Origin of the sequence: Erwinia sp. AnSW2-5 (genome assembly GCF_045107195.1) — a bacterium.
Taxonomy (GTDB): domain Bacteria; phylum Pseudomonadota; class Gammaproteobacteria; order Enterobacterales; family Enterobacteriaceae; genus Erwinia.
In genome coordinates this window covers 86,716-101,419 of the sequence record NZ_JBJGXA010000010.1, presented here as the reverse complement: position 1 = coordinate 101,419, position 14,704 = coordinate 86,716, and the positions used below count along the sequence as shown (strand labels likewise).

Sequence of the window (14,704 nt, the reverse complement as noted above, 5' to 3'; positions counted from 1 at the left end):
CCAAATGGCACGTTATTTCCGTCGTCGCAAGTTCTGCCGTTTCACAGCGGAAGGCGTTCAAGAGATCGATTATAAAGATATCGCAACGCTGAAAAATTATGTCACTGAAAGCGGTAAGATCGTACCGAGCCGTATCACCGGTACTCGCGCAAAATACCAGCGTCAGCTGGCTCGTGCTATCAAGCGCGCGCGTTACCTGTCCCTGCTGCCGTACACTGATCGTCATCAGTAACGGCAACTGTCCATTAACGACTTTAAGAGGATAAGGTAATGCAAGTTATTCTGCTTGATAAAGTAGCAAACCTGGGCAGCCTGGGTGATCAGGTTAACGTTAAAGCGGGCTACGCTCGTAACTTCCTGGTACCACAGGGCAAAGCTGTTCCTGCTACCAAGAAAAACGTTGAGTTCTTCGAAGTGCGCCGTGCAGAACTGGAAGCCAAACTGGCTGACGTTCTGTCTGCAGCTAATGCACGTGCTGAGAAAATCAATGCACTGAGCACCGTTACCATCGCGTCTAAAGCAGGCGACGAAGGTAAACTGTTCGGTTCCATCGGTACCCGTGACATCGCTGACGCAGTAACTGCGGCTGGCGTTGAAGTGGCTAAGAGCGAAGTTCGTCTGCCGAACGGCGTTCTGCGTACTACCGGTGAGCACGAAGTGGACTTCCAGGTTCACGGCGAAGTCTTCGCTAAACTGACTGTAAACATCGTTGCTGAAGCTTAATCGGCCTTAGTATCGCATGAAAGAACGCCGCCCCCAGGGGCGGCGTTTTTGTTTGTTGCCTGAAATTTGGCTATTTTATTTGCCATTTTTGGCCTGGGCAGTGCTCACAATCCTCACGTACTGTGTGTACGCTCCGGTTGTTGCGCGCTGTCCGTGCCAAAACTGGCTGCACCAATAACGCCAAATTCTCAGGCAACTTTCATCACTAAATCAATTAGCCTTTAAAAACGTCCCGTCAGGCTGCCGGGTAAACAGTATCTCGCCATTTGCCCCTTCCAGCGTTAACCCTGTCACCACCGCCTGCGCGTTCTGGCGTATTTTCACCGACTGTCCGGCATGTAAGGTGCTGAGGGGTTTGTCATTACCTTCTACCTGCGCCATCGCAAACACATCATTGACGGGCAGATTATTGTCGCGGAACAACTGCGCCAGCGTCTGACCCGGAGCAATGGTGTATTCACCCCAGGTGCCCTGATCGTCCTGCTGCGCCGTAGCAGTGGCAGCCGGTGGCGCATCGGTGATCTCAGCCTGTAAAGGCACCTCGGTGGCGGATGAACCGCTCTGCATCGGCGTCACGGCGCGGTGTGGCGACGGGGCGGGCCACAGGAAGACCAGCAGTATCACCAGTGCAGCGGCAATAATGCCACGGCGATGACGCGGTGGTAGTGGATCCATCCAGCGAACCTGGTCTGGCAGGTGCCAGAGACGGTTAAGCCAGGATGGTAAGCGTGATATGAGCGATGCATTAGGCATTGCCTCTTTCTCCTGACGCGAGCCTCGCGTTATCGGTAAGCTTTTCATCAGCCATTGCTTAACACTGGCAACAAAAAGCGGCTTTTTCCTTCGCCTGCGGGCAATCTGGCCCATTTAAACCTCTGAATACATGTGCTGAACCGATACGCAGCTAGCGCCGGGTATCAATCCTGGGTAAGCGTAAAGTATAGGCTTAAGAGCCATAGCGGTGCTGAATAGTGATAGGCGGTATTGTTTCTGTTTCCCGGGGAAAAGTCACCAGTGGAAGATGGGATTTTACGCCTGTTGTCTGCGCTGTTATGCTTCGCCTTCGGTTTTATCAATGATGAAAGGAAAATCCATGACAACCCCTTCTTTTGACAGCGTTGAAGCGCAAGCAAGTTACGGTATCGGTTTACAGGTCGGTCAACAGTTGCAGGAATCTGGTTTGCAGGGTTTGCTGCCGGAAGCACTGCTGGCAGGCCTGCGCGATGCGCTGGAAGGGAATGCCCCGTCCGTTCCTGTTGATGTGGTTCACCGTGCCCTGCGTGAAGTTCATGAGCGCGCTGAAGCGGTCCGTCAGGAACGTCAGAAGGCCATGGCAGTTGAAGGTCAGAAGTTCCTGGAAGATAACGTGCAGCGTGAAGGCGTCAGCAGCACCGAGACAGGTTTGCAGTTCAGCGTGCTCACTCAGGGCGAGGGTGCCATCCCATCCCGTCAGGACCGCGTACGCGTACACTACACCGGTAAACTGATCGACGGCAGTGTGTTCGACAGCTCTGTACAGCGTGGCGAACCGGCTGAATTCCCGGTCAGCGGCGTGATTCCTGGTTGGATCGAAGCACTGACCCTGATGCCAGTGGGTTCCAAATGGGAGCTGGTTATCCCTCACAACCTCGCTTACGGCGAGCGTGGAGCGGGTGCCTCCATTCCACCATTCAGTACCCTGGTGTTTGAAGTGGAGCTGCTGGAAATTCTGTAAACATTAAGTGTGAATAGCATAAATGTACCGAAAATAAGGGCGGGGGTATTTATTATCTTCGCCCTTATTTTATGGCGTAATACCTTAAGTTTTTTTTAGTTAATTATCAATGTTCGTGTTTTTTTGTTGTTATATACCTTCTGAATAAATCCGTTTATTATCTAATGTTTCCTATTGTTTATTTGACTTAATTATGAATCTGCGGGTAGTATCGTCGCCATCACCCAATGATGGGTGTTTTTAATTAAAGGGAAATAATAATGCGCGAGTTAAATTCTACCGATATTTCAAACGTCTCTGGCGGTGCTTTTTCATTCAGCGATTACGGTCAGAGCTTAGGTCTGGCGATCGGTAATGCTGTCAGCTCAAAGGTCGCAGAAGCAGCCAGTCTGTTGGGTAAAGGTATTGGTAATATCTTTGAATGTAAATTCATCGATGCAGTGAATAATATGAGTACAGGTATTCGCGGTATTATTAGCTGGGCAAAATCACGTTAAGGTTAGCCCCCTTAATTGACTATTTTTCCTGTGATACCCCGTATAATTTAGTTGCCGCCATGACTCCTGCTGCCGGAATTATACTGGGTTAAACCAGCCTCAATTCTCTGAGGCTGGTTTTTTTACGATATTGACTCTCTCGCTGTTCCGATATTATTTTTACAGCTCAATCCGGTAGAGAGAAAAACCAATTTCATCCGTTCCCACCTGCTTCATCGGATATTGCTTATGACTGCGAATAAACGCAGCGGCTTTTTCTCCCGGAGCCGTTTCAAAGCGAATATCCAGCGGCGTGCTGCTGTGAATCGGCGCCAGCCGCCAGTTATTATCGGCCTGCGGCTTCACTTCCCCCTGTTCCTTTGTTTGCGCGCCAATATAGGCTGCCAGTACCGCCCGGTTCTCATCCGGCGAGGCGAAAGCAATCTGTTTATCCCCGGTACCCGCAAATTTCCCGCCATAGGCACGATAGTTATTGGTGGCCACCAGGAAGGTGGCATTCGGGTCGATCGGTTTACCGTTATACGTCAGATGGCGAATGCGTGAGGCTTTATCATTGATCAAACCGCATTCAGCGTCATAACGCGCAGGTTGCGTGACGTCGATTTGGTAGTCCACGCCGTCAATCACATCAAAGTTATAGGTGCGGAAATCCCAGTTGATCAGTGACTGCGGTTTGCTGTTGTGAACATCAATCTGATTGAACTGCCCGGCAGAACACTCCAGCCACTGCTTCACCTGTTCTCCGGTCGCTTTCACCACCACCAGCGTATTCGGATAGAGGTAGAGATCGGCGGCATTACGGAACGTGAGCTGCCCTTTATCCACTTCTACATAGCTGGCCGGATCGTTTTTACGACCACCGGCTTTAAACGGCGCGGCGGCGGCCAGCACCGGCAGACGCGCCAGGTCAGGATCGCCCTGAATAAAGTGTTCGGTATAGGCGCGCTGGGCGTTGTTGACAATCTGGACGGTCGGATCGTCCTGTACCAGCGACAAATAGCTGGCCATCACATCCGCTGATTTGCCGATGGGCTGGCTGACAAATTCCCGTGTGGCAGCATGATCGGCCGCCAGCACGCTGACCAGCGCCGGGTCTTCGTGGGCCAGCGACTGCTTCGCCACTTTGTCATAAACCGGACGCGCTTCAGCACGGGCGCTGCTGACTTGCCAGCGGCCCGCGTCATTATTGAGCACCAGATCCACCACGCCCAGGTGATCGCCCCACATGCCAGGCATCACGGCCGGAATGCCATTCAGCGTTCCCTGGGCGATGTCGGCACCTTTGATACTGGCAAAGTCTGCGCTGGGGAACACGGCGTGCGCGTGACCAAACATAATGGCGTCGATGCCCGGCACCTGGCTTAAGTAGTAAACCGAGTTTTCAGCCAGCGCATGATAAGGTTCGCTGGACAGCCCGGAGTGAGGGATCGCGACAACAACATCGGCCCCCTCTTTGCGCATCTGCGGCACCCATTTCTTCGCCGTTGCAGTGATATCGTCAACGGTCACTTTGCCCGTCAGATTGGTTTTGTCCCAGGTCATGATCTGCGGTGGCACAAAGCCGATATAGCCCACCTTCAGGGTATGTGTTTTGCCGTCACGGTCGCGGACGTCGACCGCCTTAATCAGATACGGGGTAAACAGTGGTTTCCCACTTTTCACATCGATGACATTGGCATTGATATAAGGGAAGCGCGCGCCGTGAATAGCCTTTCTCAGGTAGTCGAGACCGTAGTTAAACTCATGGTTACCCAGGTTTCCGACGCTGTAATCGAGGGTGTTCATCGCCTTATACACCGGATGGACATCGCCGTCCTTCAGGCCTTTAGCCGCAATATAATCCCCCAGCGGGCTGCCCTGAATCACATCACCATTATCGACCAGTACGCTATTGGTGGCCTGCTGGCGTGCGCTGGCAATCAGTGAGGCAGTACGAACCAGCCCGTATTTTTCCGTGGGCTGATCTTTGTAATAATCGAAGTCCATCATATTACTGTGCAGATCGGTGGTTTCCAGAATGCGGAAATCAACCGTGGCGGCCATCAGCGAATGGCTGACAAACAACGCGGTCAGCGTGAGGCAAGTCTTGAACATGTTATTTCCCTCTATGTTCCGGTTTAAACTTTGGTAACCCTCTCAGAATAGTGTGAAATTGTGTCGTGTCACGACAGGAAATTGTGATGATGCTCGCGTATTTAGCCTCCTGGAGGGCATGTGGCACAGCGCACTACCCGGTACAGGATAATCTGGTCGAAAATGGCAGGAAAGCGTGTTCCATCACAGCAGGTAAGTTATGCTGTTGAAAACAAATGGCTAACCCAGTGCGTTACCCACGGTAGTACGACTCACAGAGTGAACTGCTATCCTCAATAGAGGGGCGTTAAGGTTTACACAGCGGTGGCCGTGATAACGCCAGGCAATCAGGAGGTGAACAGTGTTAGAAAAAATTTGCCAGATGGCTCGTGAAGCAGGCGATGCCATTATGCGAGTCTATGATGGCGAGGCCCCGCTGGATGTGGCGCACAAATCGGATGACTCACCCGTGACAGCGGCCGATATTGCCGCACATAAAGTGATCGTTGCCGGGCTGGCGGCGCTGACGCCGGATATTCCCGTATTGTCAGAAGAAGATCCGGCAGGTTGGGATGTGCGTCAGCACTGGCAGCAATACTGGCTGGTTGATCCGCTGGATGGCACCAAAGAATTTATCAAACGTAACGGTGAGTTCACGGTTAACATCGCACTGATTCAGCAGGGAAAACCGGTGCTTGGCGTGGTGTATGCGCCGGTGCTGAAGGTGATGTACTCTGCGGAACAGGGTAAAGCCTGGAAAGAGGAGGGCGGCCATAAGGTGCAGATTCATGTGCAGGATGCGCGTCCGCCACTGGTGGTCATTAGCCGTTCTCATGCGAAGTCTGACGAAGAGCTGAAAGAGTACCTGGCGCAGATGGGTGAGCACCAGACCACCGCGATTGGGTCATCGTTAAAATTCTGCCTGGTGGCAGAAGGACAGGCACAGCTCTATCCACGTTTTGGACCCACAAATATCTGGGACACTGGTGCAGGTCACGCGGTCGCGCTGGCAGCAGGCGCACATGTGACGGACTGGCAGGGGAAAACCCTTGATTACACTCCGCGTGAATCCTTCCTCAACCCGGGTTTCCGCGTCTCGATCTATTGATTCACGGGATACCGGTTAAAGGGCCGATCGGAATAAGATCGGCCCCTGGAGACTTTTTCAGTGTCACGGCGTTAATGCAACAACTCTCTTAATAACGCTATCACCGTTTTCACTTCCTCCTGGGTCAGCGCCCCTTCTTTAACGAAGCGTACCCGCGCATCTTTATCCAGTACCACAATGACCGAACCTCCCCCCGCCAGCTGCCAGGCCTGATGGACTGCGCCATCGCTGTCGACGATAAACTGCGACCAGGGGAACTGCTGTTTATTACTCTCAATGCTGCTGCGCACAAACATACCCGTGCCGGGGATTGCATCATCAGTATTCACAATGGTGGTGGTCTGGTAATGGTCATGCGGGAAATTGGCGGCCTTAATCGCTTCTATCAGCGCGGCATTTTGCTCTTTTGCTGAAGAGCGACCGGCAATATGTTGGATCACTCTCACTTTTCCGGCTAGCTGCGCGCTGTTCCAGTTTTTGTAGCTAAATTTCTGCTCTTTGAACAACAACTCTCCTCTATCAGCGACGCCAACGGCGGCTACGCGTTCGCCAACATGGATATTATGCGCCAGCGTGGTGAAGGGCAGCAGCAGGCAAAGCATTGCCGTGAAAATACGGATTCCTGTCATGGTCGCTCCTGTGTGTTTAGTGGTCTGATCAGTTAGTCATGCTACTGAAATAATATGCGCGGATGATGCTGCTGTCGCATCGGGATAACATCTTTGCAACACACCGCACAAATCCCCGTGTATTGAAGGTTTATACTGTGTGCGTGCGGTCAGGTAACAGAGAGTTCTGTCATGATGTGTAAACACAGTAAAAAAATTCAATTTTAGGAACATTGGAAGCAAACGATGTTCTATAGTACAGGCACTTTGCGTTTCACTGGTTCGTGCCGAGATTGGCAACGACGAGGCGTACTTACTCTTCAGGAGTTGAACGAGAATGAAGATCTTCCAGCGATATAACCCATTACAGGTCGCTAAATACGTTAAAACGCTGTTCCGTGGGCGGTTGTATATCAAGGATGTCGGTGCGTTTGAGTTTGATAAGGGCAAGATCCTTATCCCGCGCGTCAAAGATAAGCAGCACTACAGCGTGATGTCGGAGGTTAACCGGCAGGTCCTCAGATTACAGACCGAATTTAACTGACAAAAAAGGCGCGAAAGCGCCTTTTTTTGTGTCCTGCCCCTGGCTTACGAAACGATGTCTTCCGGGTCTTTCGGCAGTGCTGGCGTTGTGGGGCGTGCATCAATACGCGTGACCAGCAGCTGGTCAATGCGGTAACTGTCGATATCCACCACTTCAAACTTAAAGCCATGGAATTTCACGAAGTCAGTGCGTTTCGGGATTTTACGCAGCATAAACATCATAAAGCCGCCAATCGTCTCGTAGTTGCCTGATTGCGGGAATTCATCGATATGCAGCACGCGCATGACATCATCAATGGGGGTTCCGCCCTCAACCAGCCATGAGTTCTCATCACGGGCGACAATCTGCTCTTCCAGCCCCTGACCAACCAGATCGCCCATTAGCGTGGTCATCACGTCGTTCAGCGTGATAATGCCGACTACCAGCGCATACTCATTCATGATCACCGCGAAGTCTTCCCCGGCGGCTTTAAAGCTCTCCAGCGCTTCTGATAGCGTCAGCGTATCCGGTACGATCAATGCCGAACGGATTTGCAGGCCGCTGTTCAGCGTCATGCTCTGATTACCCAGCACGCGCAGCAACAGCTCTTTTGAGTCGACATAACCGACGATATGGTCAATATCTTCATTACACACCAGGAACTTCGAGTGCGGATGGCGGGCAATCTTTTCTTTCAGGCTGCTCTCGTCTTCGTGCAGGTCGAACCACACCACGTTTTCACGTGATGTCATCGAAGAGGGCACGGTACGCGATTCCAGCTCAAACACGTTCTCAATCAGTTCATGTTCCTGCTTACGCAGCACCCCGGCCAGCGCACCGGCTTCTACGACCGCATAGATATCGTCAGAGGTGATGTCATCTTTGCGCACCAGCGGGATTTTGAACAGGCGGAAAAGGATGTTGGCCCCGCCGTTAAAGAACCACACCAGCGGACGGAACAGGAACAAGCAGAAGCGCATCGGGTTGATAATTTTCAGCGCCATAGTTTCTGGCGCGATCATCCCCAGACGCTTAGGGAACAGGTCGGCAAACAGGATAAACAGGCTGGTGACCAGCGTGAAGGAACAGATAAAGCTGATGCTCTCCGCCATTTCCGGCGTTGTAACGCGTTCGAACAGGGTGCGGAAAGCGGGAGAAAATGCAGAATCACCGACAATACCACCGAGGATGGCCACGGCATTCAGGCCAATCTGCACCACGGTAAAGAACATGCCAGGGGTTTCCTGCATCTTCAGTACGCGTTGTGCGTTGATATTGCCTTCGTCGGCCAGTAGCTTCAGTTTGATTTTGCGGGCAGCCGCCAGCGAGATTTCAGAAAGAGAGAAAAACGAGCTGATCGCAATCAGCAGTACAATGACAAGAAAGCTGTCTAACATAAAGCATCCATTAGTTGGCTCATCTCAGTGGGCAATCAGAAACACCATCGCGCAGACGAAGAAGGCCGGGTTAATCACTTGTCATTTTTGGCCTGGGCAGCGCGCAGTCAGTTTATTCTGCGATCATCACATCAGGGATTACAGCGATTCAGGGCTATCCGTGCCAAAAATGTCTGCGGTTCGGCCAGTGCCGGAGCAGAAGGGTAATCAGGCCGCGGAGCGGCTTGTGGAGAGATTATAGCTGTGGCGTCGAGCGCTTACAATTGTGGCAGCGATGTTTGAGTGAGCAGGTCTCTCTACGTGGAAAATGGGGATAGACTTGTCTGATACTGATACCACGTTACACCCCTTTTACGGCTAATCGCGATCCTGTATTGTAACGCAGCGTAACGTTGTAGAGAATAATGACAAAATTTGCCTTATGTTCAGGTTGATCGCGCGTAAATAATAAGTAAGGTGATGCGAATGCATTCCCTTTGAACGATTCGCGAATTATTTTTACCAGAGTAAGCCCATTGGATTGCGGGCTGGCAATAAAAACGGGAGTAAGTGTGCCACGAATTCATGTGTACGGCATGTTCTGCCTGCTGATCGTCGCGCCTGTGACACAGGCTGCGAATGTTCGTTTGCAGGTCACAGGGTTATCCGGGGAATTACAGAAGAACGTCAGGGCGCGTTTATCCACTATTACCAATGATGAAGTTACCTCCGATGGTCGCTTTCGTGCACGCGTCAGCGATGCAGTAAAAGAGGGCCTGAAGGCGCTGGGGTATTACGAACCGCAGATCGAATTTGAACTGCAGCCACCGCCTGCAGGCGGGAAACGCCAGGTGTTACTGGCGAAGGTCACGCCGGGTGAACCGGTGAAAATCGCCGGAGAAACGGTGATTCTGCGTGGGGGTGCCCGCACGGATGAAGACTACCAAAAGCTGGTGCGGGACGGTAAGCCCAAACTGGGAACCGTGCTCAACCACAGCGACTATGAGAAATTTAAAGGCTCCCTGAGCAACATGGCGCTGCGTAAAGGCTATTTTGACGGTGATTACCGCAAAAGCGAGCTGGGGGTGTCTGTGGAACGGCGTGAGGCGTTCTGGGATCTCGATTATGACAGTGGCCAACGTTACCGTTTTAGCGATGTCAGCTTTGAAGGTTCGCAGATCCGCGACGACTACCTGCAGAACCTGGTACCTTTTAAAAAAGGCGATTATTACAATTCGCGTGATTTAGCCGAACTTAACCGACGTTTATCCGCAACCGGCTGGTTTAACTCGGTGGTGGTGGCGCCCGAATTTGAGAAAGGACGTGACAGCAAGATGCTGCCGCTGCATGGCGTTGTATCGCCGCGCACCGGGAACACCATTGAAACCGGCCTCGGTTACTCGACGGACGTCGGCCCGCGCGTCAAAGCTACGTGGAAAAAGCCTTGGGTGAATGACCGCGGGCACAGCTTCAGCACCAGCGCCAACATCTCTGCACCAGAGCAGCAGTTAGATTTCAGCTATAAAATGCCATTGCGTAAAAGTCCGCTGGAGCAGTATTACCTGTTGCAGGGCGGGCTGAAGCGCACTGACCTCAACGATACCAAAGCAGACTCCACCACGCTCGCGGCCTCACGCTACTGGGACAGTTCCAGCGGCTGGCAGCGCGCCGTCAACCTGCGCTGGAGCCTCGACCACTTTACCCAGGGCAGCGTGACCAACACCACGATGCTGATTTATCCGGGCGTCAGCGTTAACCGTACCCGCTCACGCGGTGGCCTGATGCCGACTTGGGGCGATTCACAGCGCTACTCGCTGGATGTCTCTGATACCACCTGGGGTTCGGATATCGACTTCGCCGTGATTCAGGCTCAGAACGTGTGGATCCGCACATTGCAGGATAAACACCGCTTTGTGGTGCGAGGCGGCCTCGGCTGGATTGAAACCAACGACTTCGAAAAAGTCCCACCGGACCTGCGCTTCTTCGCCGGGGGCGACCGCAGTATTCGTGGCTATAAATACAAAGGTATTTCACCGCGTGACGATGAAGACAAACTGACCGGGGCCTCCAAACTCGCCACCGGTTCACTGGAGTACCAGTACAACGTCACCGGTAAATGGTGGGGTGCGGTATTTATTGACTCGGGTGAAGCAGTCAACGACATCAAACAGAGTAATTTCAAAACCGGTGCGGGCTTTGGCGTGCGCTGGCAGTCGCCGGTCGGGCCGATCAAAGTGGATATCGCCCGCCCGATTGGCGATCAAGACGATCGTGATATTCAGTTTTACATTGGGTTGGGGCCTGAACTATGAAGTGGTGGAAAAAGGGCCTGATTGGCGTTCTGATTTTTATTGTGCTGCTGTTTGGCGGCGTTGCCTTCTTACTCGGCACCACCACTGGCCTGCATCTGGTGCTGAACGGTGCTGCACGTTGGGTGCCGGGGCTGGATATCCAGCATGTGAAAGGCGGATGGCGTGATTTGACCCTGAGTGGCGTGAAGTATGAGATGCCGGGTGTGACGGTCAACGCGGGTGAGTTTCATCTGGCGCTGCGCCTCGGCTGCTTGAAACAGAGCGCGTTCTGCGTCAACGACCTCTCACTGAAGGACGTTAACGTGGTGGTGGACAGCAAGCAGATGCCCCCTCCGGCCAATCCGCCCGTAGAGGAAGAGAGCAGCGGCGGGGATATCAGCACGCCGTATCCACTCACGCTCAGCAGGCTGGCCCTGCACAACATCAATCTTAAAATCGACGATACGGCTATTTCGCTGGCAGATTTCACCAGCGGACTGCACTGGCAGGACCGTGCCATGACGCTGACGCCGACCCATATTCAGGGGCTGCTGATTGCGCTGCCGAAGGCCGCCAAAGTGGCCAACGAGCAGATTGTCCAACCGAAAGTACAGCAGCCCACCGCCGATGAACCACCGCTGGGTGAAACGCTGAAAGCGATGTTTGCCAAGCCTCTGTTGCCGGATCTGCCGGCGTTTTCCCTGCCGCTGGACGTGGATGTGCAGGAAGTGCTCGGTGAGCAGCTGCGCATTACGGGTGATACCGATATCGCCGTAGAACGCCTGCTGCTGAAAGCAAAAACCGAAAATAACCAGCTCCAGTTGCTGGCGCTGGATGTTGACTCGCCACAGGGGCAGCTTACCGCTCAGGGCCAGGCGACACTGAGCGGTAACTGGCCGGTCAACCTTACCCTCTACAGCCAGCTTAACGTCGATCCGATCAAAGGCGAGAAGATCAAAATGACGTTGGGCGGAGGCTTGCGCGATACGCTGAAGCTGGGGGTGAATCTTTCCGGTCCGGTTCGTGCGCAGTTGGATGCGGATACACGGCTGGCAGAAGCCGGTCTGCCGCTCAATATCACGCTGCAAAGCCCGCAGCTGCGCTGGCCGCTGGATGGGCAGGCGCAGTATCAGGCGGATAATTTCAACTTCAGCTTTAAAGGCAAAGCCACCGACTACGTGATGTCCCTGAAAGCGGCACTTCAGGGGCAGGGCATCCCGCCTGCCACGCTGACGCTGAATGGCAAAGGTAACGTCGAGCAGTTCTCGCTGGATAAACTGCGTCTGGCCGCCTTGCAGGGCTATACCGATCTGACGGCGCTGGTGGACTGGAGTAAAGCCATCAGCTGGCGTAGTGAATTGACGCTATCCGGCATCAATACGGCAAAACAGTACCCGGACTGGCCTGCAAAGCTGGACGGTAAAATTACCACGCGGGGCAGCCTGTACGGCGGTAGCTGGCAGATACGTGTGCCGGAGCTGAAGCTCAAGGGCAATGTGCGTAATAACGCGGTCAGTGCTGACGGAACCTTGTACGGCAACAGTTACAACCAGTGGGATATTCCCGGTATTAAACTGGTACTGGGGCGTAACAACGTCAATCTGAAAGGATCGCTGGGCGATAAGCTGAACCTGGATGCTGACATTGATGCACAGCATCTGGATAATGCCTTGCCGGGTCTGGGCGGGGTTGCCAAAGGCACCCTCCGTGCCCGTGGCGACCTGAAAACACCGCAGTTGCTGGCCGATCTTACCGCCACAGGGTTGCACTGGCAGGCGATGCGCATTGCCCGCATCAAACTGGAGGGGGACGTCAGTTCGGGCGAACAGATTCAGGGCAAACTGAAACTGCGCGTTGAACAACTGAAGCAGGATGCGCTGGCAGTGAATCTGCTGACGCTGGATGCCAGCGGCACGGAAAAACAGCATCAGCTGAAGCTGAACGTTCAGGGTGAACCGGTCTCCGGTCAGTTAGCGCTCAGCGGTAGCTTTGACCGTGCTGCCCAACGTTGGAAGGGCAACCTGAATAACACCCGCTTTGACACGCCAGTGGGTGAGTGGCGCTTAACGCGCGCCATCGCGCTGGATTACCTCAATGCGAAGCAGACCGTCAGTATCGGCGCGCACTGCTGGCAGAACCCAAATGCTGAGCTGTGTGTGCCTGCCACGATTGAAGCCGGGCCATCAGGTCATGCGCGCGTGATGCTCAATCGCTTTAACCTGGCGATGATCAAGCCCTTCATGCCTGAAGCCACGCAGCTTACCGGGGTGTTCAGCGGCGATGCCGATGTCGCCTGGACCGCCGATGGAGCGCTGCCCACGGGGCGCGTGTCCCTGAAAGGGAATGGCGTGAAGGTGGAGCAGGATGTGCAGGGCAATACGCTGCCCATTGCCTTCAGCACGCTGAACCTGAATGCGGCCCTGAAAAATGGCCGTGCACAACTCGACTGGCTGATCCGCATTGCCAATAACGGTCAGTTGGATGGCAATGTACAGATTGCCGATCCCGCAGGCCGACGCACCCTGTCCGGTAACGTGAATATCACCAGCCTGTCGCTGGCAATGCTGAACCCGGCGCTGATGAAAGGGGAGAAAATTACCGGGGTGCTGAGCAGTAATCTGCGCCTGGGCGGTAATCTGCAAAAACCGCAGGTCTTCGGCCAGCTTGGGCTGAGTGGCGTGGACGTTGAAGGCAGCTTTATGCCGGTTGACCTGACCACCGCAAATCTGACGATGGCCTTCAACGGCATGAGTTCGACGCTTGAAGGGGTGATCCAGACTTCGCAAGGGCAAATCACGCTTAATGGTGATGCCGACTGGAACCAGCTCAATGCCTGGCGTGCGCGTATTGCGGCGAAAGGCGATAAAGTGCGTGTGACCGTGCCGCCGATGGTGCGGATGGACGTGTCACCGGACCTGGTGTTTGAAGCTACGCCTGACCTGTTTAATCTGGATGGTCGCGTGGATATACCCTGGGCGCGCATCACCGTGCAGGAAGTGCCGGAGAGTGCCGTGGGTGTTTCTTCTGATGAAGTGCTGCTGGATAAAGATCTGAAACCTGTTGCGCCAAAAACCAGCGGTATTCCGATCAACAGCAATCTGGTTATCCACGTCGGCAACAATGTGCGGCTGAGCGCCTTTGGCCTGAAAGCGAAACTAAACGGCGATCTGAAACTGGCGCAGGATAAACGCGGTCTGGGGCTGAATGGCCAGATTAATATCCCCTCCGGCCGCTTCCATGCCTACGGTCAGGATCTGATCGTCCGTAAAGGTGAGCTGCAATTCTCCGGCCCACCAGACCAGCCTTATGTGAACATTGAGGCGATTCGTAACCCGGAAGCCACCGAAGACGATGTGACGGCCGGGGTGCGCGTGACCGGACTGGCAGATGAGCCTAAGGTGGAAATCTTCTCCGACCCGGCGAAATCACAGCAGGAAGCGCTCTCTTATCTGCTGCGTGGACAGGGATTAGGGGCCACCGGCAGCGATAGTGATGCATTAACTTCAGCTCTCGTTGGATTGGGGGTTGCACAAAGTGGTCAGGTTGTGGGTAAAATCGGTGAGACCTTTGGTGTCAGTAATCTGGCGCTGGATACTGCAGGGGTTGGCGACAGCCAGCAAGTGCAGGTCAGCGGCTATGTGCTGCCGGGTCTACAGGTAAAATACGGTGTTGGCATATTTGATTCACTGGCGACGTTAACGCTGCGTTACCGCCTGATGCCCAAACTCTATTTGGAAGCCGTGTCTGGTATTGATCAGGCACTGGATGTGCTCTATCAGTTTGAGTTCTAG

Annotated in this window: 12 protein-coding genes; 8 read left to right on the top strand and 4 right to left on the bottom strand. The window is 53.7% G+C overall.

Going from position 1 to position 14,704, the window contains the following annotated elements; translation table 11 throughout:
- Window positions 1-4 precede the first annotated feature (4 nt).
- The gene (rpsR, locus tag ACFL9S_RS08765; RefSeq protein ID WP_062745644.1) at window positions 5-232 is read left to right on the top strand and encodes a 30S ribosomal protein S18; all 228 of its coding nucleotides are present in this window, start codon (window positions 5-7) and stop codon (window positions 230-232) included.
- A 38-nt stretch (window positions 233-270) separates the two neighbouring features.
- Window positions 271-723 carry a 50S ribosomal protein L9 gene (gene rplI / locus ACFL9S_RS08760; protein WP_405261464.1) on the top strand — a complete coding sequence of 151 codons (453 nt, stop codon included), beginning with the start codon at window positions 271-273 and terminating at the stop codon, window positions 721-723.
- Window positions 724-933: 210 nt separating this feature from the next.
- On the opposite strand, the gene ACFL9S_RS08755 is transcribed toward rplI, so the two are convergent.
- Entirely contained in the window at window positions 934-1,476 is a 543-nt protein-coding gene (locus ACFL9S_RS08755; RefSeq protein ID WP_405261463.1) for an OapA family protein, read from the bottom strand.
- Window positions 1,477-1,816: 340 nt separating this feature from the next.
- Here ACFL9S_RS08755 and fklB point away from each other — a divergent pair, with 340 nt between their 5' ends.
- Entirely contained in the window at window positions 1,817-2,437 is a 621-nt protein-coding gene (gene fklB, locus ACFL9S_RS08750) for an FKBP-type peptidyl-prolyl cis-trans isomerase (RefSeq protein WP_405261462.1), read from the top strand.
- 260 nt (window positions 2,438-2,697) lie between these two features.
- Window positions 2,698-2,934, top strand: coding sequence for a hypothetical protein (locus ACFL9S_RS08745; protein ID WP_405261461.1), 237 nt, complete (start codon window positions 2,698-2,700; stop codon window positions 2,932-2,934).
- A gap of 159 nt (window positions 2,935-3,093) precedes the next feature.
- Here the strand turns inward: ACFL9S_RS08745 and ACFL9S_RS08740 are convergent, their stop codons facing one another.
- Window positions 3,094-5,028: a bifunctional 2',3'-cyclic-nucleotide 2'-phosphodiesterase/3'-nucleotidase gene (locus ACFL9S_RS08740; RefSeq protein WP_405261460.1), complete on the bottom strand. Its 1,935-nt coding sequence runs from the start codon at window positions 5,026-5,028 to the stop codon at window positions 3,094-3,096.
- 340 nt (window positions 5,029-5,368) lie between these two features.
- Between ACFL9S_RS08740 and cysQ the strand changes: the two genes are divergently transcribed.
- Entirely contained in the window at window positions 5,369-6,115 is a 747-nt protein-coding gene (cysQ, locus tag ACFL9S_RS08735; RefSeq protein ID WP_405261459.1) for a 3'(2'),5'-bisphosphate nucleotidase CysQ, read from the top strand.
- A 71-nt stretch (window positions 6,116-6,186) separates the two neighbouring features.
- Here cysQ and ACFL9S_RS08730 read toward each other — a convergent pair whose 3' ends face one another.
- Window positions 6,187-6,744 (bottom strand): YtfJ family protein, encoded by a 558-nt coding sequence (locus tag ACFL9S_RS08730; RefSeq protein ID WP_405261458.1) that lies wholly within the window; start codon window positions 6,742-6,744, stop codon window positions 6,187-6,189.
- 316 nt (window positions 6,745-7,060) lie between these two features.
- On the opposite strand from ACFL9S_RS08730, the gene ACFL9S_RS08725 reads away from it, so the two are divergent.
- The gene (locus ACFL9S_RS08725; RefSeq protein ID WP_133842540.1) at window positions 7,061-7,267 is read left to right on the top strand and encodes a DUF1107 domain-containing protein; all 207 of its coding nucleotides are present in this window, start codon (window positions 7,061-7,063) and stop codon (window positions 7,265-7,267) included.
- Window positions 7,268-7,311: 44 nt separating this feature from the next.
- Here the strand turns inward: ACFL9S_RS08725 and ACFL9S_RS08720 are convergent, their stop codons facing one another.
- Complete coding sequence (locus ACFL9S_RS08720; RefSeq protein WP_405261457.1) at window positions 7,312-8,643, bottom strand: hemolysin family protein; 1,332 nt, start codon at window positions 8,641-8,643, stop codon at window positions 7,312-7,314.
- Window positions 8,644-9,218: 575 nt separating this feature from the next.
- Between ACFL9S_RS08720 and ACFL9S_RS08715 the strand changes: the two genes are divergently transcribed.
- Both ACFL9S_RS08715 and ACFL9S_RS08710 read left to right on the top strand, forming a co-directional pair.
- The gene (locus ACFL9S_RS08715; protein ID WP_405261595.1) at window positions 9,219-10,934 is read left to right on the top strand and encodes an autotransporter assembly complex family protein; all 1,716 of its coding nucleotides are present in this window, start codon (window positions 9,219-9,221) and stop codon (window positions 10,932-10,934) included.
- Complete coding sequence (locus ACFL9S_RS08710) at window positions 10,931-14,704, top strand: translocation/assembly module TamB domain-containing protein (RefSeq protein ID WP_405261456.1); 3,774 nt, start codon at window positions 10,931-10,933, stop codon at window positions 14,702-14,704. The genes ACFL9S_RS08715 and ACFL9S_RS08710 overlap by 4 nt, the downstream gene beginning before the upstream one ends.

What these genes read in the sequence shown, in the direction of transcription:
- rpsR (WP_062745644.1), top strand. Translation starts at nt 5, where the DNA reads ATGGCACGTTATTTCCGTCGTCGCAAGTTCTGCCGTTTCACAGCGGAA.
- rplI (WP_405261464.1), top strand. Translation starts at nt 271, where the DNA reads ATGCAAGTTATTCTGCTTGATAAAGTAGCAAACCTGGGCAGCCTGGGT.
- ACFL9S_RS08755 (WP_405261463.1), bottom strand. Translation starts at nt 1,476, where the DNA reads ATGCCTAATGCATCGCTCATATCACGCTTACCATCCTGGCTTAACCGT.
- fklB (WP_405261462.1), top strand. Translation starts at nt 1,817, where the DNA reads ATGACAACCCCTTCTTTTGACAGCGTTGAAGCGCAAGCAAGTTACGGT.
- ACFL9S_RS08745 (WP_405261461.1), top strand. Translation starts at nt 2,698, where the DNA reads ATGCGCGAGTTAAATTCTACCGATATTTCAAACGTCTCTGGCGGTGCT.
- ACFL9S_RS08740 (WP_405261460.1), bottom strand. Translation starts at nt 5,028, where the DNA reads ATGTTCAAGACTTGCCTCACGCTGACCGCGTTGTTTGTCAGCCATTCG.
- ACFL9S_RS08730 (WP_405261458.1), bottom strand. Translation starts at nt 6,744, where the DNA reads ATGACAGGAATCCGTATTTTCACGGCAATGCTTTGCCTGCTGCTGCCC.
- ACFL9S_RS08725 (WP_133842540.1), top strand. Translation starts at nt 7,061, where the DNA reads ATGAAGATCTTCCAGCGATATAACCCATTACAGGTCGCTAAATACGTT.
- ACFL9S_RS08720 (WP_405261457.1), bottom strand. Translation starts at nt 8,643, where the DNA reads ATGTTAGACAGCTTTCTTGTCATTGTACTGCTGATTGCGATCAGCTCG.
- ACFL9S_RS08715 (WP_405261595.1), top strand. Translation starts at nt 9,219, where the DNA reads ATGTTCTGCCTGCTGATCGTCGCGCCTGTGACACAGGCTGCGAATGTT.
- ACFL9S_RS08710 (WP_405261456.1), top strand. Translation starts at nt 10,931, where the DNA reads ATGAAGTGGTGGAAAAAGGGCCTGATTGGCGTTCTGATTTTTATTGTG.